Source organism: Lacinutrix algicola (assembly GCF_001418085.1).
Taxonomy (GTDB): Bacteria; Bacteroidota; Bacteroidia; order Flavobacteriales; family Flavobacteriaceae; genus Lacinutrix; species Lacinutrix algicola.
On the sequence record NZ_LIQH01000039.1, the window covers coordinates 379,558 to 403,856 of the forward strand.

Consider the following 24,299-nt stretch of genomic DNA (forward strand, 5'->3'; position numbering starts at 1 on the left):
TTTCTTCAATTACAACCATTTCAAAATCTTCTTTACTTTTTTTAACTTTCCAGTATAAGGAGCATAACGTACCGGTAAATCTAACCAGTTTCCTTTTTTAACAACTGCTTTTTTGTGAGAAAAAGTATCGAAAGATAATTTACCATGGTAAGCACCAATACCACTATTTCCTGTACCGCCAAATGGTAATCTATGGTTCGCAAAATGAATAACAGTGTCATTAATACAACCGCCACCAAAAGAGAATTTTTCAATCACTTTTTTAGCTTTCGCTGAATTTGTGCTAAACACGTAAAGTGCCAAAGGTTTTTCGTATTTAGAAATTATAGTTTCAATTTCTGCTTCATTTTTATAAGAAATAACAGGAAGTATTGGTCCAAAAATTTCATCTTTCATGACTTCACTGTCTAAACTTGGTTCATCTATAAGAGTAGGAGAGATGTATAATGTTTTGGCATCTGTTTGTCCACCGATAAGGCAGTTCTCGTTGGTAAGCATTCTATTTAAACGCTCAAAATTCTTTTGGTTTACAATACGACAAAAATCTTCTGATGCTTTAGGGGTATTAGTATAAGCTTTTTCAATTTCAGCTCTCATTGCTTTATAAAAAGCATCTTTTTTTCGTTCATCAATTAGTATATAATCTGGAGCAATACAGGTTTGTCCTGCATTTAAAAATTTACCCCAAACAATTCGTTTCGCGGTTAATTTTATATTAGCTGTTTCGTCTATAATACAAGGATTTTTTCCGCCTAATTCTAATGTTATTGGTGTTAGGTTTTCAGCAGCAGCTTTGGCTACAATCTTACCAACATTTACACTTCCTGTAAAGAAAATATAATCCCAACGTTGTGCAAGTAGAGTAGTAGAGACATCTACACCGCCTTCAACAACACAAACATGTTCTGGTTTAAAAACAGTTTTAATAATTGTGTTTATTAAAGTTGAAGTATTTGGAGTAAGTTCACTCGGTTTTAAAACAACGGTATTTCCAGCAGCAATTGCTGCTACCATTGGAGCAATTGCTAATTGGTATGGATAGTTCCATGGCGCAATAATTAGCGTTTGCCCATAAGGTTCAGAATACAATCTATCTGTAGACGGAAAATTCATTAAAGCAGGCATAACTCGCTTAGGTTTAGACCATTTAGATACGTTTTTAATCATTAAATCTAAATCTGAAAGGACAACGACAGTTTCTGTTAAAACAGACTCGAAAGCGGGCTTTTTAAAGTCTTTAGCTAAAGCTTCAATGATATCGTTTTCACGTTTTATAAGCTCCGTTTTAAGTCTTTTTAAAGTTTGTTTTCTAAAAGCAACAGATTTTGTTTCTCCAGTTTTAAAATTCTCTTTTTGAGATTGTAATAATTTAGGGATCATAAGTAGTTAATTAAAAAAGTAAGTTACGCTTTTAAAACGGAAAGCTATTGTAACAAAATCTTAAACTTTTAACTATAAGCAAGCATTCCAAATTGGATCTTTAGGTAGAGGCGCGGTTATGTTTAATTCTTCTTTAGAAACAGGATGTATAAACTTTATGTTTCTTGCATGAAGACTAATACTGGCATCTTTATTACTACGATCGAAACCATATTTTAAATCACCTTTTATAGGAGAGCCAATAGTAGATAATTGTACTCTTATTTGATGATGACGACCAGTTTCTAAATTAACTTCTAGTAAAAAGTAATTATCTAAAGTCTTGATTGTTTTATAATGAAGAATAGCCTTTTTACTATCTGGAACCTCATTAATATGTGCTCTAGATTTATTGTTTTTAGGATTCTTAATAAGCCAATTAATAAGTGAATCGCTATCTTTTTTAGGTTTATTTTTAACTAAAGCCCAATAGGTTTTAGAAATATCTTTAGAGACAAATAATTTATTTAAACGCGGTAGCGCTTTGCTAGTTTTTGCAAATATAACCAAACCCGTAGTAGGTCTATCAAGCCTATGTACTGTACCTAAATATACGTTTCCAGGTTTATTATATTTCTCGGCAATATATTCCTTTACAACATCGCTTAAAGGTTTGTCTCCCGTTTTATCACCTTGTACAATATCTCCCGCACGTTTATTAACTACAATAATGTGATTGTCTTCGTAAATAACCTGAAGGTTGTCTTTTGTAGAAATTATTTTAGATTTTTGGATCACTCGATAGTTAGATTTTTAGATTTAATTGAGAGTAGATTTAAACTTAGAGGTCATTGTTATTATAGATTCTAAACTTTTTAAAGGAGAATCTAATTCTTCATGATTTATAAAATTTAAATCTGAAGCAATTAATAATTGTGTTTCAACTTCGTAAGCGGAACTTAAAGTTATTTGAAGAAATCGCGAGAAATCTTTATTAGATTGCCTAGAAGAGACTTCTGCAATATTTGATGGTATTGAAACAGAAGCTCTTTTAAGTTGATTTGTTAAACCAAATTTTTCAGATTCAGGAAATTTAGAAGTAATAGCATAAATTTCAGAACAAAATAGTCGGCTTTTCTTCCAGAATTCTAAATCTTTAAATCTATGCATTTATTTATTTGATTAGTTCAATTTTTAAAAACAACTAAAAATATATCTAATTAATACAATTTCATTTAGTATTTATTCGAGTAAGTTCGAAAGATCGAGGAATCCAAAAATCTAATTAATTCAATTTTAATACTGTTCCTCATCATTAGGAAAATCACCACTCTTAACATCTTCACCATATTGTGTGAAGGCGTTGGTCATTTCTTCATATAAATTCATGTAGCGTCTTAAAAAACGAGGATTGAACTCGTGTGTCATACCAATCATGTCATGCGTTACTAAAACTTGACCATCGACACCGTTACCAGCACCAATTCCAATTACCGGAATAGAAACACTCTTAGCAACTTCTTCGGCCAATTTAGCAGGTATTTTTTCTAAAACAATTGCAAAACAACCAGCTTTTTCAAGCATTAAAGCATCTTCTTTAAGCTGTATTGCTTCTTCTTCCTCTTTAGCACGAACAGTGTAAGTACCAAATTTATATATAGATTGTGGTGTTAAACCTAAATGTCCCATAACAGGAATTCCAGCATGTAAAATACGTTTGATAGAGTCTTTTACTTCTTTACCACCTTCCATTTTAACGGCGTGTCCGCCAGATTCTTTCATAATTCTAATGGCAGAACGTAAAGCTTCTTTTGGGTCACTTTGGTAACTTCCAAAAGGTAAATCTACAACTACTAAAGAGCGATCAATAGCACGAATAACAGAAGAAGCATGATAAATCATTTGATCTAAAGTAATAGGTAATGTTGTTTCGTGTCCAGCCATAACATTACTAGCCGAATCACCAACCAAAATAACATCTATTCCAGCACCATCAACAATTTTTGCCATAGTATAATCGTATGCAGTAAGCATGGAAATTTTCTCTCCGCGCTTTTTCATATCGACTAATGATTTTACCGTTACTCTTTTATATTCTTTTTTTGCTACTGACATTTAGTTTAAATTAAGATAGAGTGTAAAAATACTAAAATTACTTACTCAATTGTTCGATCTTATCATTAATTCGATTAGACCTATTTAATTGCGTATCATAATTCACTCTGTTTTATTTGATTATTTAGATTTTAACAATCCGCCATATTAACACGAACTGCCAAGCCTCCTTCGCTGGTTTCTTTATACTTGTTATTCATATCTTTTGCTGTTTCCCACATTGTTTCAACAACTTTATCCAAAGGTACTTTTGCATTTTTTGGATCTGTATCTAATGCCAATTCAGCAGCATTAATGGCTTTAATAGCGCCCATTGCATTACGCTCTATACATGGAATCTGTACTAAACCACCAATAGGATCACAGGTTAACCCTAAGTGATGTTCCATTGCAATTTCTGCTGCAATCATAACTTGTTCTGGAGAACCACCAAGCAGCTCAGTTAAAGCAGCTGCTGCCATTGCAGAGCTTACACCAATTTCGGCCTGACAACCACCCATAGCGGCAGAGATAGTGGCACCTTTTTTAAAGATACTTCCTATTTCTCCAGCAACTAATAAAAATTGTTTGATGTGTTTAAAATCTGCTTCATGATTTTCTATTACCATATAGTACATTAAAACCGCAGGAATAACACCAGCACTTCCATTAGTTGGAGCAGTAACCACACGACCAAGAGATGCGTTTACTTCGTTTACAGATAATGCAAAGCAACTTACCCATTTTAATATTTGCCTAAATTTAACTTCACTTTGTCTTATAGATTGTAACCAATCTTGAGAAGTAACATAAGGCATTTCAATATTTAAGTTTTTGTGCATATCGTAAGCACGACGTCTTACATTTAAACCACCAGGTAAAGTACCTTCGGTATGGCAGCCTGTAAACATACAGTCTAACATAGTCTGCCAAATACGTTGTAACTCGAAATCTATAGTTTTGTCATCTCTAAGAGAGCGTTCGTTCTCTAAAACAATTTCAGAAATCATTTTATTTTCACTTTTACAAAAAGCTAATAATTCTGTTGCTTTATCTACAGGAAAAGGAAACTCACTTTTAAGTTCTTGGTTTTCTGCAGCAACAGTACGTTCTTCCTTTACAACAAATCCACCACCAATAGAGTAGAAGGTAGATTGGTGTATTTCGGTATTCATACTAAATGCTGTAAAAGTAATAGCGTTAGAATGAAAAGGAAGAAATACTTTATTAAATACAATCTCAGATTGCATGTCAAAGTCAATAATCTTTTCGTTACCTAAAACAAGTTTTTCAGTATTTGTAATCGAAGCTATAATTATGTCTATAGTTTCGGTAGGTATGTATTCAGGATCACTACCGCTTAAACCTAACATAACAGCCAAATCTGTAGCATGTCCTTTTCCTGTTAAGGATAGCGAGCCATATAAATCTACTTGAATTCTGGTAACAGTATTAAAGACATTATCATCTTTTAATTCTTGTAACCAACGTTCGGCAGCACGCCAAGGTCCTAAAGTGTGAGAACTCGATGGCCCAACACCAATTTTTAGCATATCGAAAACTGAAATACATTCCATAATTACTATATCGTTTTAGTAACACAAATATAGCTTATTGTTTATGTTTTAAACATAAAAAAACAGCCTTGATTTCAGTAATTAAAGCTGTTTTTTTTTATTATATTAATGACTAGTATATTAGCGTTTAGTAAACTCTTTAATACTATAACGTGTCATAACAGCCTCTAAATTAGTGTTAGAAGCTTTACCAACATTATCGGCAGGTACAACGACAACTCTAAATACTTGGTTTTGCGTGTATGAACTATCTAAAAGAGAAAAATCTGTTGTGCCGTCTAGAAAAAATCTAACATCGGTTTGTGTAAAGTCGTAGTTATAAACCAAATCACCATCATCAAACTGAACCGTTTGTGGCATAAGTCTCCAAACATCTTGTCCGTTTACTGTTTCCCATAATATATAGACTAACGTAACGTCTGTTGGTAACACTTGAAAACCATAAGCTTCAAAGTATTCATAATTGTTAGTTTGGTTAAGGTCTAATTCAATTTCAAAAGCAGAAGAAGCTATAATAGCACCATCGAAACCTCTAGGTCCTTCTGGGCCTTCGCAAGACGTTAATAATAAAGTAAGTACAGTAATTACCGATAATATACGTTTCATAATATTTAGTTTTTTTAATAAATATAACAAAACTAGTACCAAAGTAGTGCCAAATAGATATAATTTATGAATAATAAAATATGACATCATGTCACATTTTTTCTAATGGCATAATCATTGTCTTTATGCAATCGTAAATAATTAATATAATTTATTTCGCATTAAGCGGAAAACATAAAACAAATAAAGATATGAGTAAGATTATTGGAATCGATTTAGGAACTACCAACTCTTGCGTTTCTGTAATGGAAGGTAACGAGCCAGTAGTTATCCCTAATGCAGAAGGTAAAAGAACAACACCATCTGTAATTGCCTTTGTAGAAGGAGGAGAAATTAAAGTTGGAGATCCAGCAAAAAGACAAGCAGTAACTAACCCAACAAAAACAGTTTATTCGGTTAAACGTTTTATGGGTAACAAGTATTCTGAGTCTAAAAAAGAAGCAGAACGTGTACCTTACAAAGTAGTAAAAGGAGATAATGACACACCACGTGTTGATATTGATGGTCGTTTATATACGCCACAAGAATTATCTGCAATGGTATTACAGAAAATGAAAAAAACAGCTGAAGATTACTTAGGTGCTTCAGTATCTGAAGCAGTAATTACTGTACCAGCATATTTTAACGATGCACAACGTCAAGCAACTAAAGAAGCTGGTGAAATTGCAGGATTAAAAGTACGTCGTATTATCAACGAGCCAACAGCAGCAGCTTTAGCTTATGGTATGGACAAAAAAGGAACAGATCAAAAAATCGTTGTTTTCGATTTTGGTGGTGGAACGCATGATGTATCTATCTTAGAATTAGGAGATGGTGTATTTGAAGTTTTATCTACAGATGGTGATACGCACTTAGGTGGTGATGACGTAGATCAAAAACTTATTGATTGGTTAGCTGATGAGTTTAACGCTGAAGAGTCTATGGACTTACGTAAAGATCCAATGTCTTTACAACGTTTAAAAGAAGCTGCAGAAAAAGCTAAGATTGAGTTATCTGCTTCAGAGCAAACAGAAATTAACTTACCTTATATTACTGCAACTGCATCTGGACCAAAACACTTAGTACGTACATTAACACGTTCTAAATTCGAGCAGTTAATTGACGATTTAGTAAAAAGAACAATAGAGCCTTGTGCAACAGCTTTAAAAGCAGCAGGATTATCTAAAAGTGATATCGACGAAGTAATTTTAGTTGGTGGATCTACACGTATCCCAGCAGTACAACAAGCAGTAGAAAAGTTCTTTGGAAAAGCACCTTCTAAAGGAGTAAATCCTGATGAAGTTGTTTCTTTAGGAGCAGCAATTCAAGGTGGAGTTTTATCTGGAGATGTTAAAGATGTATTACTTTTAGATGTAACACCTTTATCATTAGGTATCGAAACAATGGGTAACGTAATGACGAAACTTATTGAAGCAAATACTACGATTCCTACTAAAAAATCTCAAGTATTCTCTACAGCAGCAGACAACCAACCTTCAGTGGAAATCCACGTATTACAAGGTGAAAGAGCTATGGCTGCAGATAACAAAACAATTGGACGTTTTCACTTAAGTGATATTCCACCAGCACAAAGAGGAGTACCTCAAATTGAAGTAACTTTCGATATCGATGCAAACGGAATCATTAAAGTTTCTGCTACAGATAAAGCAACTAACAAGACTCAAGATATCCGTATCGAAGCGTCTTCTGGTTTAACTGAAGAAGAAATTAAAGCAATGAAAGCTGATGCTGAAGCAAATGCAGAAGCAGATGCTAAAGCAGCAGAAAACGCTAAGAAATTAAACGAAGCAGATTCTATGATTTTCCAAACAGAAAATCAATTAAAAGAATTTGGTGATAAATTATCTGATGATAAGAAAGCACCAATTGAAGAAGCTTTAGCAGAATTAAAAGTAGCATACGAAACTAGAGATGTAGCAGTTATTGAGCCAGCTTTAGACAAACTTAACGAAGTTTGGAAAGTAGCTAGCGAAGAAATGTACAAAGCACAAGCAGATGCTCAAGGTGGAGCAGCTGGACCAGATGCAGGAGCAGGAGAACCAGCTCAAGCAGAAAGTGACAATGTAGAAGATGTAGACTTCGAAGAAGTTAAATAATCTTTTTGTCATTCCGTACTTGATGCGGAATCCATAAATATTAAAAACGCAACCATTAATTTGGTTGCGTTTTTTTTATGCTTCATATTAAAAAGAATTATGCATGCATAATAAATTATTGATTATATTTGTTTAAATAAATAAAAGATTATGCAAACTAAATTAACTCAACTTTTAAATATAAAGTATCCAATAATTCAAGCACCAATGTTTTTGGTTTCAAATGTTGCTATGGTAACAGAAGCCATGAAAGGAGGTATAGCAGGATGCATTCCTGCGCTTAATTATAGAACTTTAGATGAGTTAAGAGCTGTTTTAAAGGAGCTTAAAGCGAATAAAGTTGAAGGCGGTTCATTTGGATTTAATTTAATTGTAAATAAATCTAACCTTAAGTACAAAGGTCAGTTAGAGGTAATTTGCGAAGAAGGTTGCGATTTTATAATTACGTCTTTAGGAAGCCCAGAAGAAACGATTAAGCAAGCACACAAAGCCGGTATAAAAGTATTTTGCGATGTTACCGATTTACGTTTTGCACAAAAAGTAGAACAATTAGGAGCAGATGCTGCCATTGCTGTAAATAATGAAGCTGGAGGCCATAGAGGTAATCTGTCTCCAGAAGAATTAACAAACCAATTAAGTAAAGCTTTAAGTATTCCAGTAATTTCAGCAGGAGGAGTAGGTTGTAAAGCAGATATTGATAAAATGATAAGCTACGGAGCAGAAGGCGTTAGCGTTGGGAGTCCGTTTATAGCATCTATAGAAGCAGGAGTAACAGACGAGTATAAGCAAGCTTGTGTAGATTATGGAGCAAAAGATATTATAATGACACAGCGTATCTCTGGTACACCGTGTACGGTAATTAACACGCCTTATGTACAAAAGATTGGTACTAAAGAATCTTGGTTAGAATCTGTTTTAAATAAAAATAAGAGCTTAAAAAAATGGGTTAAAATGATTCGTTTTTCAATAGGAATGAAAGCTACAGAAAATGCAGCTAAAACAGCCACTTATAAAACTGTTTGGGTAGCGGGACCAAGTATCGAATACACAAAATCCATTTTACCTATAAAGGATATCATTGCTAAGTTGGTTAACTAAATCCTGTTTATTATAACGTTTTTTTTAGAATATAGACTATCTAATATTTTAACTTTTCGCTAATTTTATAAAAAAAAGAATGGATACTTTAAAAGAACAAACGGACGCTAAAATTGCAGCTGGAAGAAAAGCAAAACCAGACTTCATGAAAGGTGTCGATGATATTATTGCAAAAGCAAAAGCTTTCGAAAAAGGAGATGATGCTATCAAAATTGGGTATAAAGCTCCAAGTTTCAAGTTGCCTAATCCTGAAGGGAAATTAGTGTCGCTAGATACTTTACTAGAAAAAGGACCTGTTGTTATTACATTTTATCGTGGTGACTGGTGTCCTTATTGTAACTTACAACTTAGAGCGTTACAAGGTAAATTAAGCGAAATTCATGCGTTAGGTGCAACATTAGTTGCCATTAGCCCACAAGTACCAGATGGATCTTTGTCAAAAAGTGAGATTAATGAAATGGAATTTATAGTATTGTCAGATCAAGATGCGAAAGTTGCTTCGCAATATGGTGTAGCTTGGGAAGTACCTGAGTTTTTGATGGAACATATGCGAGTAGATCGAAATCTTGATTTAGATAAAATTAATAATGGTAACGGCGCTATATTGCCTATTCCAGCTACGTTTATTTTGGGACGTGACGGACTAGTTAAGTGGAATTATGTTAATGTTGATTATAGAACGCGTTCAGAACCAGATGAGATTATTGAGGCTTTGAAAAAACTGACTGAATAAAGCTATATTGTCTTTATAAAGTAATTTAATTAAAACAGCTTAAAAAAAAATAGAGCCCTTGAAATCTTCAAGGGCTTTTTTGTTAAATAATATCAAGACATTGTAAGTTCATTTATTAAGTATTATCCTTGTATTGTAAAAGGTCGTTTAAACGTTAAAAGGAATTGTGTTAAAATCACAAGCTGTCGCGCAACTGTAATTAATAATATAAATTATTATAAGCCAGATTACTTGCCTTTACTAATTAATAATAATGCTTTCGCGATTTGAAGCCTTTTAATAGTTTTTAAGAATGTAGTTATTCTTCACTATTAGTGTTTCATTTAAAAAGCAATTAAAAATGAAACCAATGTTAAAAACAACACTTCGAGGACCATTAAAATGCTGGGACATCTATTCTATGTTTCTTCAAAAGCAAGCAGAGGATTTTAAAAGAAACTCCGATATAGCTGCATTAAAAGAGTTTCAAGATAAATACAATTGGACTTTTAATATAGAAGAACAATTAAATAAAGTAAATTTCGATGCTATAGTTTTAACTAATAGTAATCAAGAAATAGAATGGGTTAATGTTGGTTTTAAAGAGATGACGGGCTATCCGGTAAATTTCACCAAAGGTAAATCTCCAAAATTTTTACAAGGTGAAAAGACTTCAAAAGAGACTTTAAATAGAATAAGACAAAATATTAACAATCAATTACCATTTAAGGAAACCATAATAAACTATAAGAAAAGTGGAGAAATGTATCGCTGTGAAATAGAGATGTTTCCGTTAAAAGATAAAGATGGAAAGCTTTGTCATTTACTAGCTTTAGAAAAAGAAGTTTATATAAAAAGTAATAGTTCTGTATTAGAATACTAAACCAATTAGTGCTTAGTTTTCTGTTAAACTAATTATAAAATTTAAAAACATCACATTTATTGACCTACGTCAAACAAATTGATTTAAGAGACCATTAGTTTTGTGTTTTCAAATAACAATAAAAACTAATAATGGTACTTACAGAATTAAATACATTAACACTTTTTGGTAACGATAGTCAGGAACGTGTAGAAAAAGCATTAAAACACCTTCAAAATGGAAGAGGAGTTATTTTAATGGACGACGAAAACAGAGAAAACGAAGGCGATTTAATATTCTCTGCACATAATATGACTAATAGTAACATGGCACTCATGATAAGAAAGTGTAGTGGTATTGTTTGTCTTTGTTTAACCAATGAAAAAGCAGATTCACTTAATTTACCATACATGGTAAAGGAAAACACGAGTAGTTTTCAAACGCCTTTTACTATTTCTATAGAAGCAAAGGAAGGTGTAACTACGGGAGTCTCAGCAAAAGACAGATTAAAAACAATACAAGTAGCTAGCAACGAAAATGCCGTAAGCAGCGACTTGGCAAAACCAGGGCATATATTTCCTTTAAGAGCTAAAAATAACGGTGTATTGGAAAGAGATGGGCATACAGAAGGAAGTGTAGATTTAATGAAACTAGCAGGCTTAAAACCAGAAGCTGTACTCTGCGAGTTAATGAACGACGACGGTACAATGGCAAAAATGGATACTATTATAGAATTTACAGAAGAGCATAATTTAATGGCGTTATCAATACAAGATATTATTCATTACCGTAAATTTGTAAGAGACTATAAATAAATGGAGCAATACATTGAACTCACAAATTTCATAAAAAAGAATATTGATATTGAGGATGAAGACTTAAAAGTCGTCTTGTCTTATTTTAAACCCATTAAAAAAAGTAAAAATGAAATTTTACTTTCAAATGGAAAGAACAGTCAGGTTAGTTATTTCGTTAAAAAAGGGTGTCTAAGGATTTTTTATATAGATGAAGAGGGCAAGGATATTACACGTTACATAGCATTCGAAAATCAGTTTGCGACAGAACTTGTTAGCTTTATAACTAACGAGCCTGCACAAGAAAATATTCAAGTTATAGAAAAGAGTGAGTTGCTATATATTACTCATGATGACTTTAGAACTCTCATAAAAACGATTCCTAAATGGAAAGATTTTTATAACATCTATTTAGAAAAAGCCTACGTTAATAGTAGTAAAAGACTAATATCATTTACCACTCTCGATGCATCCGAAAGGTATCAGCAGTTGTTTAAAATAAACCCTAATATTGTTAGACGCCTACCAAATAAAATAGTTGCTTCTTATATTAATATCTCTCAAGAAACTTTAAGTAGAATAAAATCTAAGTTGCAGCAGTAAAATAAAAAACATATTAAAATTAGACTTATTAAATATGAAAAAGATATTATTCCTAAGACTATTTTATTAGAATTTATAGGTTACTCCAAAACCAAATTCGGAAAAGATTAGTAACAAATTATTACTAACAATCTTTCTCATAAAATCTATATCATTAGCAGTGATATATATTTACAAAGTGTAATAAGACTAACTCGTTTTAATGTTGAGACAACTATGTTTTTTAGGAAAAGGAAAATTAAATTCAACTTGATTTTAATATAAAAAGTACTAAAACCGAATGCTTGACTTTGTCAAAAAAATAGTCCAACTTCGTTTAACGTATGATATAAAACATTGAAACGATTTTATATCAACGAAACATTAAACGAAACGTCCTAAATCCAACCAATCCATCATACCAATCCATTAATAATATCCACATTAACCACGTGTTTACCTTCAAAAGGAATAATACTCACATCTTTTCCAAACAATTCACGGGCACGTTCAGTTTCATGGGCAATACGTTTTGCATCTAAATATTCATCTTCAGTCCCATAAACCAAAGACACTTTTGCTTTTAATAGTTTAAAATCTTCGGCTACTAATTCTTTTGGTAAACCTCCAGAATGCAATATAAGTTGAGAACATGGTAACTGTCTATTTTTAATATAACGTGTCGCTACACTAACACCTTGAGAATAGCCTAAAACAATAATATTTTTGTCTTCAGGAATTTGTTCTTCGGCTAAAATAGAATCAAAATAATTGACAATATTTTGGGTTTCAACTTGTGTGTTTTCTTTAGTTAACCAGCAGGCACCAACATGTTTAAAACCGTCTTGATAATATAAACTAGGCGCTTGAGGAGAAATAATGTAATTTTCTTCGGCATTTAAACCTTTAAAATATCTTATAAAATATTTGCTTAAATAACCCAAACCATGGCATACAAACCATACATTCTTGGTTTTATCTGTTAAAGTGTTTAAAGTAGAATAAGGTTTGTTGGTAGTGTAAAATATTTCCTTTTGGGTAGATTGCATTCTTGCTATGTTTCGTATTTTTGAGGTTATAAAAATACAGTAAATAGATGAATATTTCTAAAACAGAAATGCTAGCAAAAGCAAACGCTTCTAGTAAAGATACTTTAATGGAAACTTTAAACATTGAAATGGTCGATTTTGGCGATAATTTTCTTGTAGCCAGAATGCCAGTAACACCAAGAGTACACCAACCAGATGGCGTATTACATGGTGGAGCAACAGCGGCTTTGGCAGAAAGTGTAGGTAGTTTTGCCTCGCATATATTTACAGACACAGAGAATATGTTTGTACGCGGTTTAGAGATTACAGCAAATCATTTAAAGAGCGTAAAAGACGGTTATGTTTATGCAAAAGCGACTTTTTTACACAAAGGGAGGACTACACAATTATTAGATATTAGAGTAACAGACGAAGCCGATAATTTAGTTTCTATTTGTAGATTGTCTACAATCTCGTTACCAAAAAAGAAGTAATAAATGCAATCATCAGATTTTTTCGAGAGTACCCAAAATCATTTTGACGATGCTTTACCATTTGTATTGTATTCTAAACCCAATACTTCGTTTGTTAAAGGAGTGTTTCAAGAAAATGATATAGTGTATACTTCTGAAAATTTAACCGAAAGCGGATTCATTTTTTCGCCTTTCGATTCAAACAAGGAAACGGTATTAATTCCTACCGAGCAATCCGATAGTTTAGAAACAAGTTTTAGTGTTACTGAAGACAATCGAGAAGCTGAAGATACATTGAAGTCAAACGAAAGTGAAGCCGATTTAAACAACGCTAAAACGTTTCATATCGCTTTAGTTTCAAAAGCTATAGACACGATAAAAGAGAACACTTTTAAGAAAGTAGTAATTTCACGAAAGGAAGAAGTGGTACTTTTAGAAAGTAATCCCATTCAGCTTTTTAAACGCTTATTATCACAATATAAAACAGCATTTGTGTATTGTTGGTACCATCCCAAAATAGGGTTGTGGCTAGGTGCAACACCAGAAACTTTATTAAGCGTCACCGGAAACAGGTTTACAACAATGGCTTTGGCAGGTACTCAAGAATTTAAAGGAGATGCCAACCCAAAATGGGAAGCCAAAGAAAGTGAAGAGCAACAATTGGTTACAGATTTTTTAGTCGAAAGTTTAGAGGCTTCAGTCACTAATTTGAGTGTAGCAAAAGTAGAAACGATAAAAGCAGGTAGCTTACTACATTTAAAAACTAGAGTATCTGGACTGCTAACTTCAAATTTAAAAGAGGTTGTAACTGTTTTACATCCAACGCCTGCGGTTTGTGGCTTACCAAAAACAACTGCAAAGCAATTTATTTTAAACAACGAAAACTATAATCGTGAGTTTTACACAGGTTATTTAGGCGAACTAAACATTAAAGAAAAAACCACTCGAAACACCAACCGTAGAAACGTAGAGAATAATGCGTACAGCGCCGTAAAAACGATTTCTAATTTATATGTAAACCTACGTTGTATGCAATTAACAGATGTAAAAGCGAGTATTTATGTTGGTGGCGGTATAACAAAAGACTCGATTGCTGAAAATGAATGGCAAGAAACGGTGAATAAAACACAAACCATGAAAAAGGTGTTGTTTTAATTCGGATTAAAAGTGTGATTTTGTATTTTTACACCACAGATGAAGCACCCAAAAATACCACTCGCTCAAACCGTTGTTCAGCTTTGTAAAGCTAAGAATATACAACATATAGTATTATCTCCAGGTAGTAGAAATGCACCTTTAACAATAGGTTTTACTCACGATCCCTTTTTTAAATGTTATAGTATTGTAGACGAGCGCTGTGCTGCGTTTTTTGCTATGGGAATTGCACAGCAAATTCAAGAGCCAGTAGCTGTTGTTTGTACTTCGGGCAGTGCACTTTTAAATTATTATCCTGCTGTTGCAGAAGCTTTTTTTAGTAATATTCCTTTAGTAGTTTTAAGTGCAGATAGACCAAAACATTTAATTGGTATTGGCGACGGACAAACTATAAATCAAGAAGATGTTTATAAAAACCATATTTTGTATTCTGCTAATTTAAAGCAAGATATAGATGAAGTAAATAAACTTGAAGCAAGTGAAAAAGCGAAGTATTTAGATTTGCAAAAGAGTGTACAAGATTTTAATGAAGAAGAAATAAATAAGGCAATTAACATATCGGTTTCAGAAAAAGGACCTGTACATATTAATATACCTTTTAACGAGCCTTTGTATGATATTGTTGAAGCATTAGTTGTCAAACCAACAGTGACTCCTTTAAGCACAAAAGAAACCATAACGGAAGATTTATCTACTTTTATTAACCTTTGGAATACTGCCAAGCGTAAATTAGTATTGGTCGGTGTAAACCAGCCAAATACTGTAGAACAGCAATATTTAGATGTTTTAGCTCAAGATGAAAGTGTTTTAGTACTTACCGAAACAACTTCTAATATCCATAACAAGCGTTTTATTCCAGGTATAGATAAATTAATAGCTGCTTTAAATACGGAGGAACTAGAGCTATTAAAACCAGAGATACTTTTAACTTTTGGAGGTCTTGTAGTTTCTAAAAAAATTAAAAAATTCTTAAGAGATTGTAATTTGAAACAGCATTGGCATATTGGAGAGCAGCATGCTAACGATACCTTTTTTGCTTTAAATAAAGTATTTAAAATGTCTGTTAATGCATTCTTTTCTCAATTTTTATTTCAAACAAACACTGTAGAAAGTGATTACAACAGCTTTTGGCTTACTGCTTTTAATAGCAGAAGAAAAAAGCACGAAGCGTATTTAAAAACAATCCCTTTTAGTGATTTTAAAGCTTTTGAAGTTTTATTAAATACATTGCCTAGTAATTCACAATTACAAGTCGGAAATAGCTCTACAATAAGATACACGCAGCTTTTCGATTTAAAAACATCCATTGAAGTTTTTTGTAACAGAGGAACTAGCGGTATAGATGGCAGTACTAGTACAGCTATTGGTGCAGCAACGGCTTCTAAATTACAAACCACATTTATTACTGGAGATTTAAGTTTCTTGTACGATAGCAATGCGTTTTGGAATAATTATATACCCAATAACTTTAGAGTAATTGTTGTTAATAATGCAGGAGGAGGGATCTTCAGGATTTTACCTGGACATAAAAACACCTTAAATTATGATACTTACTTTGAAACAAAGCACAACTTAACAGCCAAGCAGCTTTGTGCCATGTATGGTTTTGAATATAGAACGGCTTCTAACGAACTTGAATTAGTTTCAGGTTTAGATCAGTTTTATATTGAAGGTACTAAGCCTAAGTTACTTGAAATATTTACTCCAAGCGAATTGAACGATGAGACGCTATTGAAGTATTTTGCACAAATTAAGTAATTAATCGGTAGTTTTATCCGTTTATCGATATTATAGCTATAATTTATTAAGTCAGTTATTTTATTGGTTTAAAAAAATTGTATATTTAAGAAGAATTAAACCACTTAAAACTATAATTATGAGTAAAAGAGATGATCTAATCGCAAAATATGCTGCTGATTTAAAAGACAAAATAGGTGAAACTCCAGATATGGATTTTTTAACTAAAGTAACAATAGGTTGCGGGCCATCTATTTATAATAAAGATGCTGCAACGGTTTCTGGTTCAGATGATAAAGAATTAGCTACAGTTAAAAATAATTTTTTAATTAAAAAATTAGGCTTAGAGGATAGTGCAGAGTTAGATAAAGCTATTGCTTCTGTAATGGAGAAATATGGTAAGTCTAACAGAAATAAATATAGAGCAGTTGTTTATTATTTATTAGCAAGACACTTTAAGAAAGAATCTGTTTACAAATAGAATACCTTTTTTAACATATATAAAGCGTTGTAATTTAGTTTACAACGCTTTTTTTTGTGATTTTTTTTAAAGTGTTTAAAATTGCTTTCAAAATATAAAAAAAAATCATTTTTGAATTTTAATATTAGTATTTTTGCCGCATGATAAATATAGGAGAATATAATACTTTAGAAATAATAAGAGAAACCGAACCGGGTATGTTCTTGTCAGATGAAGATGGTAATGAGGTTTTATTACCTAATCGTTACGTTGAAGACGTTTTTAAAGTAGGTGATGATGTAGAAGTTTTTATCTATTTAGATAATGATGAGCGTTTAGTTGCAGTAACGGACGAGCCACATATTACAAAAGGTGATTTTGCGGTTTTACGCTGTAATGCCGTAAACGATTATGGTGCTTTCCTTGATTGGGGAATGGTAAAAGAATTATTTTGCCCGTTTAAGGAGCAAGCTTTCCCAATGAAAAAAGGAGGGTGGTACTTAGTACATTGCTATTTAGATGAAAAAAGCGAAAGACTAGTAGCAACAAGTAAAACCAATAGATTTTTAGATAATGAAATACTAACGGTTGCAGAATTTGAAGAAGTAGAGCTAATAGTATCGCACCCAAGTGATTTTGGAATGAATGTTATTGTAAATAAGCAACATATGGGCTTAATTTACAAGGATAGTATTTTTCAAGAATTAAGTATTGGAGATCGCTTAAAAGGTATTGTTAAAAAAATTAGACCAGGTAATAAGTTAGATATTGCTTTAGGTCAAGTCGGTTTTAGAAACATAGAGCCTAATGCTAAAAAGATTTTAGACATCCTTGAAGACAATTCTGGATATTTACCATTATACGATAAATCTTCACCAGAAGCTATTAAAGAAACTTTAGAAATGAGTAAGAAAAACTTTAAAAAAGCGATTGGTGCACTTTACAAGCAAAAGCAAATTACTATCGAAAAAGATGGTATTCGTTTGGTTTAATTTGTCAATTTTACTTTTCAATAAAATTAAAAAGCTACTATATTTATAGTAGCTTTTTTGTTAATGATAAATAAAGGGAATTTATGTTAGTCATTAAATTTATTGTTTAAGTGCATTGTTATATATAGTTGATTCATATATAATTATATGTTATCACTAGGCGCTAATAGTAAGCGTTTTTTTTATTTTATTTTCAGACCACAGAAATGACTCTTCAATATTTTTTGCAACATGAAAAGGTTTGTGTAAAAAGTGATTCTCTATTGTTACATTCATATTATCGAAATGATTATCGTATGTAATAGAACTAAAAGACACTACATTATTAAGCTTTTTGCAATAACTAGCATAGTCTAATGGAGAAACTGAATATTTGTTTACTCTATTTATAATATGTCCAAAATTACGATTCTTAAAAAAGGAGTTTACAATTTTTAAAAGTGTCCTAGTGTTTGTTGAATCTAGATGGATGCCTTCATTTATTTCGGCGATTAAAAAGTTTTCTAAAAAATAAAAATCACCAATGGTTAAATGATGTGTTTCTAGTACTTTTTGATAAAGCGGAGAGTTAATTGTTCTCATTTATAAGGGTTTGTATGTGGATTAATAACACTGTAAAGGTATTGCGAACTCATTTATTTGCATTTTTTTAAATATTATTAAATCGTTTTACGACAAAAGGTGTTTTTTGGACGATTAAAAATATTTATCTATAAGTTTTTACCTACAAAACAATCGATTTGTAACTCTCTAATAAACATTGATTTAATAGTTTAAATAGATAAAACCGATTAGTTTATTGAAGAATAATTGAAAAAATAAGGACTACAATAACCGAAATTATGTATTTTTAAAATCTGAAAAATTAAGAAATAATATGAGCGAGATAAAATGGGTTAAGGTTAAAGATTATGAAGATATTACTTATAATAAAAGTGGTGGTGTTGCAAGAATAGCCTTTAATAGACCAAACGTTAGAAATGCGTTTCGACCAAAAACAACAAAAGAACTTTATGATGCATTTTACGATGCACAAGAAGATATTAATATTGGAGTAGTTTTACTATCAGCAGAAGGTCCATCAACTAAAGATGGTATCTATTCTTTTTGTTCTGGTGGAGACCAAAAAGCCAGAGGACATAAAGGTTACGTAGGTGAAGATGGTTACCATAGATTAAATATATTAGAAGTCCAGCGTTTAATTCGTTTTATGCCTAAAGCTGTAATAGCTGTCGTTCCAGGTTGGGCAGTAGGTGGAGGGCATAGTTTACATGTGGTTTGTGATTTAACTTTAGCAAGTAAAGAACACGCTATTTTTAAGCAAACAGATGCCGATGTTACTAGTTTTGATGGTGGATATGGATCTGCATATCTTGCAAAAATGGTTGGTCAGAAAAAAGCTAGAGAAATTTTCTTTTTAGGTCGTAATTATTCTGCTCAAGAGGCTTATGAAATGGGAATGGTAAATGCAGTAATTCCGCACGACGAATTAGAATCTACAGCTTACCAATGGGCACAAGAAATATTAGAAAAATCTCCTACATCTATTAAGATGCTTAAATTCGCAATGAATTTAACTGATGATGGTATGGTTGGACAGCAAGTATTTGCTGGAGAAGCAACACGTTTGGCTTACATGACGGATGAAGCTAAAGAAGGAAGAGACGCTTTTTTAGAAAAAAGAAAACCTAATTTCCCAAAGCAGTGGATTCCATAAAATAAATTAATGAAAAATATTTCAATTTGGTTATCTGCAATTAGATTAAGAACATTACCGCTTTCAATTTCAGGAATTATAGTTGCTGGCTGTCTTGCAGAATATAATGGCGTATTTAGTTGGCAAATTTTTTTATTGGCCATTGCAGCAACTATTAGTTACCAAATACTATCTAATCTAGCAAACGATTATGGTGATGCCGAAAAAGGCACAGATAACGATGATAGAATAGGACCAGAACGTGCCATACAAAGTGGTGGTATTACGCCAGGCGAAATGTTTTATGCTATAAGATTGAATATTCTTATTTGCATAGTATTAACCATTGGCTTAATTTATTCAGCTTTTGGATCTAAACATTTATTACTAGCACTTCTGTTTTTTGTTATTGCAGCATTTGCTGTAAGATCTGCTATAAAATATACAATGGGAAACAAAGCTTATGGCTATAGAGGTTTAGGCGATGTTTATGTGTTTTTATTTTTTGGAATCGTTAGTGTTATAGGTTGTTACGTGTTGTTTGCTAAACAATTAGATCACGTTACTATTTTGCCTGCTATTGCGCTAGGCTTACTAAGTGCAGGTGTTTTAAATTTAAATAATATGCGAGACATAGAAAACGATTTTAAAAGTAACAAAATAACAACTGCAGTAAAATTAGGTAAAGAAAAGGCGAAAAAATACCATAACTTTTTAATTATTGGAGCAATGGTGGCATCTCTTGTTTTTGGGATTTTATATTATGTCTCTCCTTTTAATTTAATATTTTTTATAGCATACATACCTTTAGTATTACATTTAAAACGTGTTAATGCAATTACGAATTTAAAAGATTTTGATCCTGAATTAAAAAAACTAGCACTATCAACAGTACTATTGGCAGTGCTTTTAGGTGTTGGTCACTTATTTTAAGACTTGTTTTTCTAGCCATTCTTTTTTAAGATCGTTTGAATTAACTCCGCTACCATCATGTTTCCAACCAGGAGGTTTTACAAGGTATTTTAGTCGGTTAATAAAAGATACTTTTTTCATAGATGCATCTTTTAACATGGCTATCCATTCTTGAAACGCTATTTTAATTGGGTTGTTTGTATTTATATTGGCTGTTAATCCATATTGTACCTTTTCAGAATCTAGTTCAGCTTGAAAAGTGCCAAATAGTCGATCCCAAATAATAAAAATTCCTGCATGGTTTCTATCGAGATAAATAGGATTACTACCATGATGGACACGATGATGAGAAGGTGTGTTAAATATAGCTTCAAACCATTTAGGCAGCTTGTTTATAGTTTCTGTATGTATCCAAAATTGATATATTAAACTAACAGACATTTGTAAAAGTATCATTCCAGGATGAAAACCTAAAAATGGTAGTACTATCCAAAAGATAAAAGTATAAAATCCACCAGACCACGTTTGTCTTAAAGCGGTACTTAGATTGTATTTTTTAGAAGAATGATGCACCACATGTGAGGCCCAAAACAATCTACATTCGTGAGATATTCTATGAAACCAATAGTAACAGAAGTCGTCTAGAAATAGTAGTAAAATAAAGCTCCACCAAACCATTGGGATAGTAAATAATCTAAAATTATTATAGATATACAAAAAGCAAAAAAGTACTATAGCTTTACTAAAAAAGGTGAGTAAAACATTACCACTTCCCATAGAAATTGAAGTTATAGCATCTTTATAATCGTACTTTTTATATTGTTTAATAATAACATAAACTTCTAAAGCAATAGAGATTACGAAAAAAGGAATAGCAAATAAAATTATATATGGAAAAGTGCTCATTAGTTTAGGGGATAATTACACACAAGTTACAATTATTTTTGAGTATTTTTGATAAGATTTATGAAAGCAATTTACAAAAAACACATCCTTAATTTTAAACAACCAAGTGGTACATCACGAGGTGTTTTAAAAACTAAAGAAACGTGGTTTATAATATTATCTTCGGAAGGAAAACGTGGTATTGGAGAATGTGGTATTCTTAGAGGTTTATCTGTAGATGATAGACCAAATTACGAAGCACAACTTAAATATACTTGCGAGAATATAGACAAAGGTTTAATCTTCCTGTTAGAAAAAAATATAGAATTCCCTAGTATTCAAATAGGTTTAGAAATGGCTTTTATGTCTTTTGAAGCCAATGATGATTTCGAATTATTTCCATCAAAATTCACCAAAAACGAAGATTCAATTTCTATAAATGGATTAATTTGGATGGGAAATGAAACATTTATGAAACAGCAAATTCAAGATAAAATTGAAGCTGGTTTTAAGTGTATTAAATTAAAAATAGGTGCCATAGATTTTAATACAGAATTAAGCTTACTAAAAGGGATTAGAACACATTTCAGCGAAAGCGATATAGAACTTCGTGTAGATGCTAATGGAGCATTTAGTACCGATAGTGCCTTAGAAAAACTGAAGCGATTAAGTGATTTTAGTATACATTCTATAGAGCAACCAATTAAGGCTAATCAATTTAAAGAAATGGCTAAATTGTGTGAACTAACACCTTTGCCTATTGCTTTAGACGAAGAACTAATAGGTGTGTTTTCTACTGAGAATAAAATAGAATTATTACAAACCATAAAGCCACAATATATTATATTAAAGCCTAGTTTTATTGGCGGTTTTAAAAGCACAGACGAATGGATTGCTTTAGCTGAAAAACAAAATAGTGGTTGGTGGATTACAAGTGCATTAGAAAGCAATATTGGGCTTAGTGCTATTGCACAATACACTTATTTAAAACAAAATAGTATGCCGCAAGGCTTGGGCACAGGAGGTTTGTTTACTAACAACATTCAATCGCCTTTAGAAGTGAAAAATGGTACATTACAGTACAATAACAATAGAAATTGGAATTTTAATTTATAGAATATGTATATAGCTCAAACATTTAAAAATTTACACGATTGGTGGAGATACGTTTTAGGTCTCATTGTCGCTTTTATTGGTGTAGGTGTCTTTTCGATACCACATTTTGTTGGTATTTTTATGAAAAGAATGGAAGGCACTGTTGATTTAACAAGGCTAGACGATGTTAATTACTTAATGTCTTTATTCGACTCTAATATTAACCTTGTTTTTGTTTTACTACCATTTGCTGGTGGTCTAATATTCTTATTAATTATTGTAAAATTACTACATAAGCAAAGTATTAGAAGCTTAACTACAGCTAGAAAAAAGATTGATTGGAAACGTATTTGGTTTGCTTTTTTCTTTTGGGGAATAGTATCTTCTGGAATGACACTTTTAGATTACTTTTTATCTCCAGAGAGTTATTTAGATAATTTTGAACTTAATAGGTTTCTTATATTGGCAGTTATTGCCATTATTTTAATTCCTTTTCAAACAAGTTTCGAAGAGTACTTATTTAGAGGTTATTTAATGCAAGGTATAGGAGTTGTGGCTAAAAATAAATGGGTCCCATTAATTATAACATCAGTTATTTTTGGCTTATTGCATATTGCAAATCCAGAAGTAGATAAGTTGGGTTATTCTATTATGGTTTATTATATAGGAACAGGTTTGTTTCTTGGTATTATAACATTAATGGACGAAGGAATGGAGCTGGCTTTAGGTTTTCATGCAGCCAATAACCTTTTTACCGCTTTATTAGTTACTGCAAATTGGACTGCTTTACAAACGCATTCTATTTTTAAAGATACGGCAGAGCCAGAAGCTGGTTTTGCAAATTTAATACTTCCGGTTTTTATTATTTTTCCAATACTGCTATTCATTTTTAGTCGTGTTTATAAATGGACTAACTGGAAAGAAAAACTTACAGGAAAAGTTGTGGAACCAGCAAAAGAGAACTATAAAATAATAGATTAATACATGCCAGGTTTCGATATCGTTAATAAGTGTTTTAAGTACAATGGAGAGCATTATAGTTTTATTGCTTTAAAAGATTTTGCTTTAAAATTAATTGAAAGTAAGTTATCTTATAATAAAGATATTGGCGATTTTCTACTACTATGGCAAGATAACTCTAATACAATAGCTCTTAAAACGTCTGGATCTACAGGAGTTCCAAAAACAATTGTTATAAAAAAACAAGCAATGGTAAATAGTGCTATTGCAACGGGAGAATACTTTAAATTACAACCAAGTAGTAAAGCCCTTTTATGCTTGCCAGCTCATTATATAGCTGGAAAAATGATGCTAGTTCGTGCATTAGTTTTAGGGCTTGAGATTGATAGTATCGAACCAAAATCTAACCTCAAAATAGATTTAGAAAAACAATACCATTTTACAGCAATGGTACCTTTACAACTTGAAAAAAATTTAGATAAATTAAAATCTATTAAAACAGTTATTGTTGGAGGTGCAAAAGTATCATCAGCATTAAATGCTAAATTACAAGAACTTAAAGCTAATATTTTTGAGACTTATGGTATGACAGAGACTGTTTCTCATATAGCTGTTAAGCAATTAAACGGTATTACTAAAAACAATAGTTTTAAAACCTTACCAAATATAGAAATTAAGCAAGACGATAGAGACTGTTTAATTATTAATGCTCCATTTGTTTCAGATACTATAATAATTACAAATGATGTGGTTAAGCTTCAGTCTAAAACTGAATTCGAGTGGATAGGTAGAGCAGATTCTATTATTAATTCTGGAGGAATAAAAGTGTTTCCAGAGCAAGTAGAAAACATATTAAGTGGTAAAATTAATGCAAAGTTTTTTATTGCATCAGAAAAGGATACTATATTAGGTGAACGTGTAATACTTGTTGTAGAAGGTGAAAATATTGAAATAGATAATTCAATATTTAATACTTTAAAATCGTATTCTAAACCAAAAAACGTATACTACATTAACCAGTTCACTTTAACTGAATCAGGAAAAATTAAACGTAACGAAACTTTAAAACGAATAGAAAAAGCGTAACCATCTCTTTCTTAGAATAAAAATAGTTTCGAGTGTTTAA

Annotated in this window: 25 protein-coding genes and 1 riboswitch; of the genes, 16 read left to right on the forward strand and 9 right to left on the reverse strand. The window is 31.7% G+C overall.

The features are described 5' to 3' along the window. Positions 1 to 9: 9 nt before the first annotated feature. The 6 genes from ASC41_RS12670 to ASC41_RS12695 form a co-directional block, all read right to left on the reverse strand. Positions 10 to 1,380: an aldehyde dehydrogenase gene (locus ASC41_RS12670; protein WP_055437011.1), complete on the reverse strand. Its 1,371-nt coding sequence runs from the start codon at positions 1,378 to 1,380 to the stop codon at positions 10 to 12. Between the two features lie 72 nt (positions 1,381 to 1,452). Then, the gene (locus ASC41_RS12675) at positions 1,453 to 2,154 is read right to left on the reverse strand and encodes an RluA family pseudouridine synthase (RefSeq protein ID WP_055437085.1); all 702 of its coding nucleotides are present in this window, start codon (positions 2,152 to 2,154) and stop codon (positions 1,453 to 1,455) included. 24 nt (positions 2,155 to 2,178) lie between these two features. Continuing rightward, positions 2,179 to 2,529, reverse strand: coding sequence for a four helix bundle protein (locus ASC41_RS12680; RefSeq protein ID WP_055437012.1), 351 nt, complete (start codon positions 2,527 to 2,529; stop codon positions 2,179 to 2,181). A 126-nt stretch (positions 2,530 to 2,655) separates the two neighbouring features. Continuing rightward, positions 2,656 to 3,474 (reverse strand): 3-methyl-2-oxobutanoate hydroxymethyltransferase, encoded by an 819-nt coding sequence (gene panB / locus ASC41_RS12685; protein ID WP_055437013.1) that lies wholly within the window; start codon positions 3,472 to 3,474, stop codon positions 2,656 to 2,658. Between the two features lie 131 nt (positions 3,475 to 3,605). Further along, positions 3,606 to 5,030: an L-serine ammonia-lyase gene (locus ASC41_RS12690; protein WP_055437014.1), complete on the reverse strand. Its 1,425-nt coding sequence runs from the start codon at positions 5,028 to 5,030 to the stop codon at positions 3,606 to 3,608. Between the two features lie 120 nt (positions 5,031 to 5,150). Beyond that, on the reverse strand, positions 5,151 to 5,636 hold the full coding sequence (locus ASC41_RS12695) for a hypothetical protein (RefSeq protein ID WP_055437015.1): 486 nt from the start codon (positions 5,634 to 5,636) through the stop codon (positions 5,151 to 5,153). A gap of 149 nt (positions 5,637 to 5,785) precedes the next feature. Here ASC41_RS12695 and dnaK point away from each other — a divergent pair, with 149 nt between their 5' ends. From dnaK to ASC41_RS12725, 6 genes are all read left to right on the forward strand, one after another. Next, a complete protein-coding gene (gene dnaK / locus ASC41_RS12700) occupies positions 5,786 to 7,732 on the forward strand; it encodes a molecular chaperone DnaK (protein ID WP_262494970.1) in 1,947 nt (648 codons plus the stop codon). Positions 7,733 to 7,882: 150 nt separating this feature from the next. Beyond that, on the forward strand, positions 7,883 to 8,830 hold the full coding sequence (locus ASC41_RS12705; RefSeq protein WP_055437017.1) for an NAD(P)H-dependent flavin oxidoreductase: 948 nt from the start codon (positions 7,883 to 7,885) through the stop codon (positions 8,828 to 8,830). Positions 8,831 to 8,975: 145 nt separating this feature from the next. After that, positions 8,976 to 9,563: a peroxiredoxin-like family protein gene (locus ASC41_RS12710; RefSeq protein WP_241489670.1), complete on the forward strand. Its 588-nt coding sequence runs from the start codon at positions 8,976 to 8,978 to the stop codon at positions 9,561 to 9,563. A gap of 123 nt (positions 9,564 to 9,686) precedes the next feature. Beyond that, a riboswitch (cobalamin riboswitch) is annotated at positions 9,687 to 9,816 on the forward strand. Positions 9,817 to 9,903: 87 nt separating this feature from the next. Then, positions 9,904 to 10,425: a PAS domain-containing protein gene (locus ASC41_RS12715; protein ID WP_055437019.1), complete on the forward strand. Its 522-nt coding sequence runs from the start codon at positions 9,904 to 9,906 to the stop codon at positions 10,423 to 10,425. Positions 10,426 to 10,556: 131 nt separating this feature from the next. Continuing rightward, positions 10,557 to 11,219 carry a 3,4-dihydroxy-2-butanone-4-phosphate synthase gene (ribB, locus tag ASC41_RS12720; protein WP_055437020.1) on the forward strand — a complete coding sequence of 221 codons (663 nt, stop codon included), beginning with the start codon at positions 10,557 to 10,559 and terminating at the stop codon, positions 11,217 to 11,219. Further along, a complete protein-coding gene (locus ASC41_RS12725; protein WP_055437021.1) occupies positions 11,220 to 11,801 on the forward strand; it encodes a Crp/Fnr family transcriptional regulator in 582 nt (193 codons plus the stop codon). It begins immediately after the preceding gene. A 395-nt stretch (positions 11,802 to 12,196) separates the two neighbouring features. Here the strand turns inward: ASC41_RS12725 and ASC41_RS12730 are convergent, their stop codons facing one another. After that, positions 12,197 to 12,829 carry an alpha/beta hydrolase gene (locus ASC41_RS12730; RefSeq protein WP_055437022.1) on the reverse strand — a complete coding sequence of 211 codons (633 nt, stop codon included), beginning with the start codon at positions 12,827 to 12,829 and terminating at the stop codon, positions 12,197 to 12,199. A gap of 47 nt (positions 12,830 to 12,876) precedes the next feature. On the opposite strand from ASC41_RS12730, the gene ASC41_RS12735 reads away from it, so the two are divergent. The 5 genes from ASC41_RS12735 (at position 12,877) to ASC41_RS12755 (ending at position 17,625) form a co-directional block, all read left to right on the forward strand. Then, positions 12,877 to 13,302 (forward strand): PaaI family thioesterase, encoded by a 426-nt coding sequence (locus ASC41_RS12735; RefSeq protein ID WP_055437023.1) that lies wholly within the window; start codon positions 12,877 to 12,879, stop codon positions 13,300 to 13,302. 3 nt (positions 13,303 to 13,305) lie between these two features. Continuing rightward, positions 13,306 to 14,436: a chorismate-binding protein gene (locus tag ASC41_RS12740; RefSeq protein WP_055437024.1), complete on the forward strand. Its 1,131-nt coding sequence runs from the start codon at positions 13,306 to 13,308 to the stop codon at positions 14,434 to 14,436. 39 nt (positions 14,437 to 14,475) lie between these two features. Further along, positions 14,476 to 16,194 (forward strand): 2-succinyl-5-enolpyruvyl-6-hydroxy-3-cyclohexene-1-carboxylic-acid synthase, encoded by a 1,719-nt coding sequence (gene menD / locus ASC41_RS12745; protein WP_055437025.1) that lies wholly within the window; start codon positions 14,476 to 14,478, stop codon positions 16,192 to 16,194. Between the two features lie 118 nt (positions 16,195 to 16,312). Next, positions 16,313 to 16,654, forward strand: a complete 342-nt coding sequence (locus ASC41_RS12750) for a DUF2853 family protein (protein ID WP_055437026.1) — start codon at positions 16,313 to 16,315, stop codon at positions 16,652 to 16,654. A 140-nt stretch (positions 16,655 to 16,794) separates the two neighbouring features. Next, entirely contained in the window at positions 16,795 to 17,625 is an 831-nt protein-coding gene (locus ASC41_RS12755; RefSeq protein WP_055437027.1) for a CvfB family protein, read from the forward strand. A gap of 156 nt (positions 17,626 to 17,781) precedes the next feature. Here the strand turns inward: ASC41_RS12755 and ASC41_RS12760 are convergent, their stop codons facing one another. Further along, entirely contained in the window at positions 17,782 to 18,207 is a 426-nt protein-coding gene (locus ASC41_RS12760; RefSeq protein WP_055437028.1) for a hypothetical protein, read from the reverse strand. 295 nt (positions 18,208 to 18,502) lie between these two features. Here ASC41_RS12760 and ASC41_RS12765 point away from each other — a divergent pair, with 295 nt between their 5' ends. Together ASC41_RS12765 and menA are read left to right on the forward strand one after the other, a co-directional pair. Continuing rightward, positions 18,503 to 19,342 carry a 1,4-dihydroxy-2-naphthoyl-CoA synthase gene (locus ASC41_RS12765; protein ID WP_055437029.1) on the forward strand — a complete coding sequence of 280 codons (840 nt, stop codon included), beginning with the start codon at positions 18,503 to 18,505 and terminating at the stop codon, positions 19,340 to 19,342. Between the two features lie 9 nt (positions 19,343 to 19,351). Further along, a complete protein-coding gene (gene menA, locus ASC41_RS12770; RefSeq protein WP_055437030.1) occupies positions 19,352 to 20,254 on the forward strand; it encodes a 1,4-dihydroxy-2-naphthoate octaprenyltransferase in 903 nt (300 codons plus the stop codon). Here the strand turns inward: menA and ASC41_RS12775 are convergent. Then, complete coding sequence (locus tag ASC41_RS12775; protein ID WP_055437031.1) at positions 20,246 to 21,139, reverse strand: sterol desaturase family protein; 894 nt, start codon at positions 21,137 to 21,139, stop codon at positions 20,246 to 20,248. The two genes, menA and ASC41_RS12775, sit on opposite strands and share 9 nt — an antisense overlap. Before the next feature lie 60 nt (positions 21,140 to 21,199). On the opposite strand from ASC41_RS12775, the gene ASC41_RS12780 reads away from it, so the two are divergent. The 3 genes from ASC41_RS12780 to ASC41_RS12790 are packed head-to-tail and all read left to right on the forward strand — an operon-like array spanning position 21,200 to position 24,259. Continuing rightward, on the forward strand, positions 21,200 to 22,234 hold the full coding sequence (locus ASC41_RS12780; protein ID WP_055437032.1) for an o-succinylbenzoate synthase: 1,035 nt from the start codon (positions 21,200 to 21,202) through the stop codon (positions 22,232 to 22,234). Between the two features lie 3 nt (positions 22,235 to 22,237). Beyond that, positions 22,238 to 23,194 carry a CPBP family intramembrane glutamic endopeptidase gene (locus ASC41_RS12785; protein WP_055437033.1) on the forward strand — a complete coding sequence of 319 codons (957 nt, stop codon included), beginning with the start codon at positions 22,238 to 22,240 and terminating at the stop codon, positions 23,192 to 23,194. A 3-nt stretch (positions 23,195 to 23,197) separates the two neighbouring features. Next, positions 23,198 to 24,259 (forward strand): AMP-binding protein, encoded by a 1,062-nt coding sequence (locus tag ASC41_RS12790; RefSeq protein ID WP_055437034.1) that lies wholly within the window; start codon positions 23,198 to 23,200, stop codon positions 24,257 to 24,259. Positions 24,260 to 24,299: the final 40 nt, after the last annotated feature.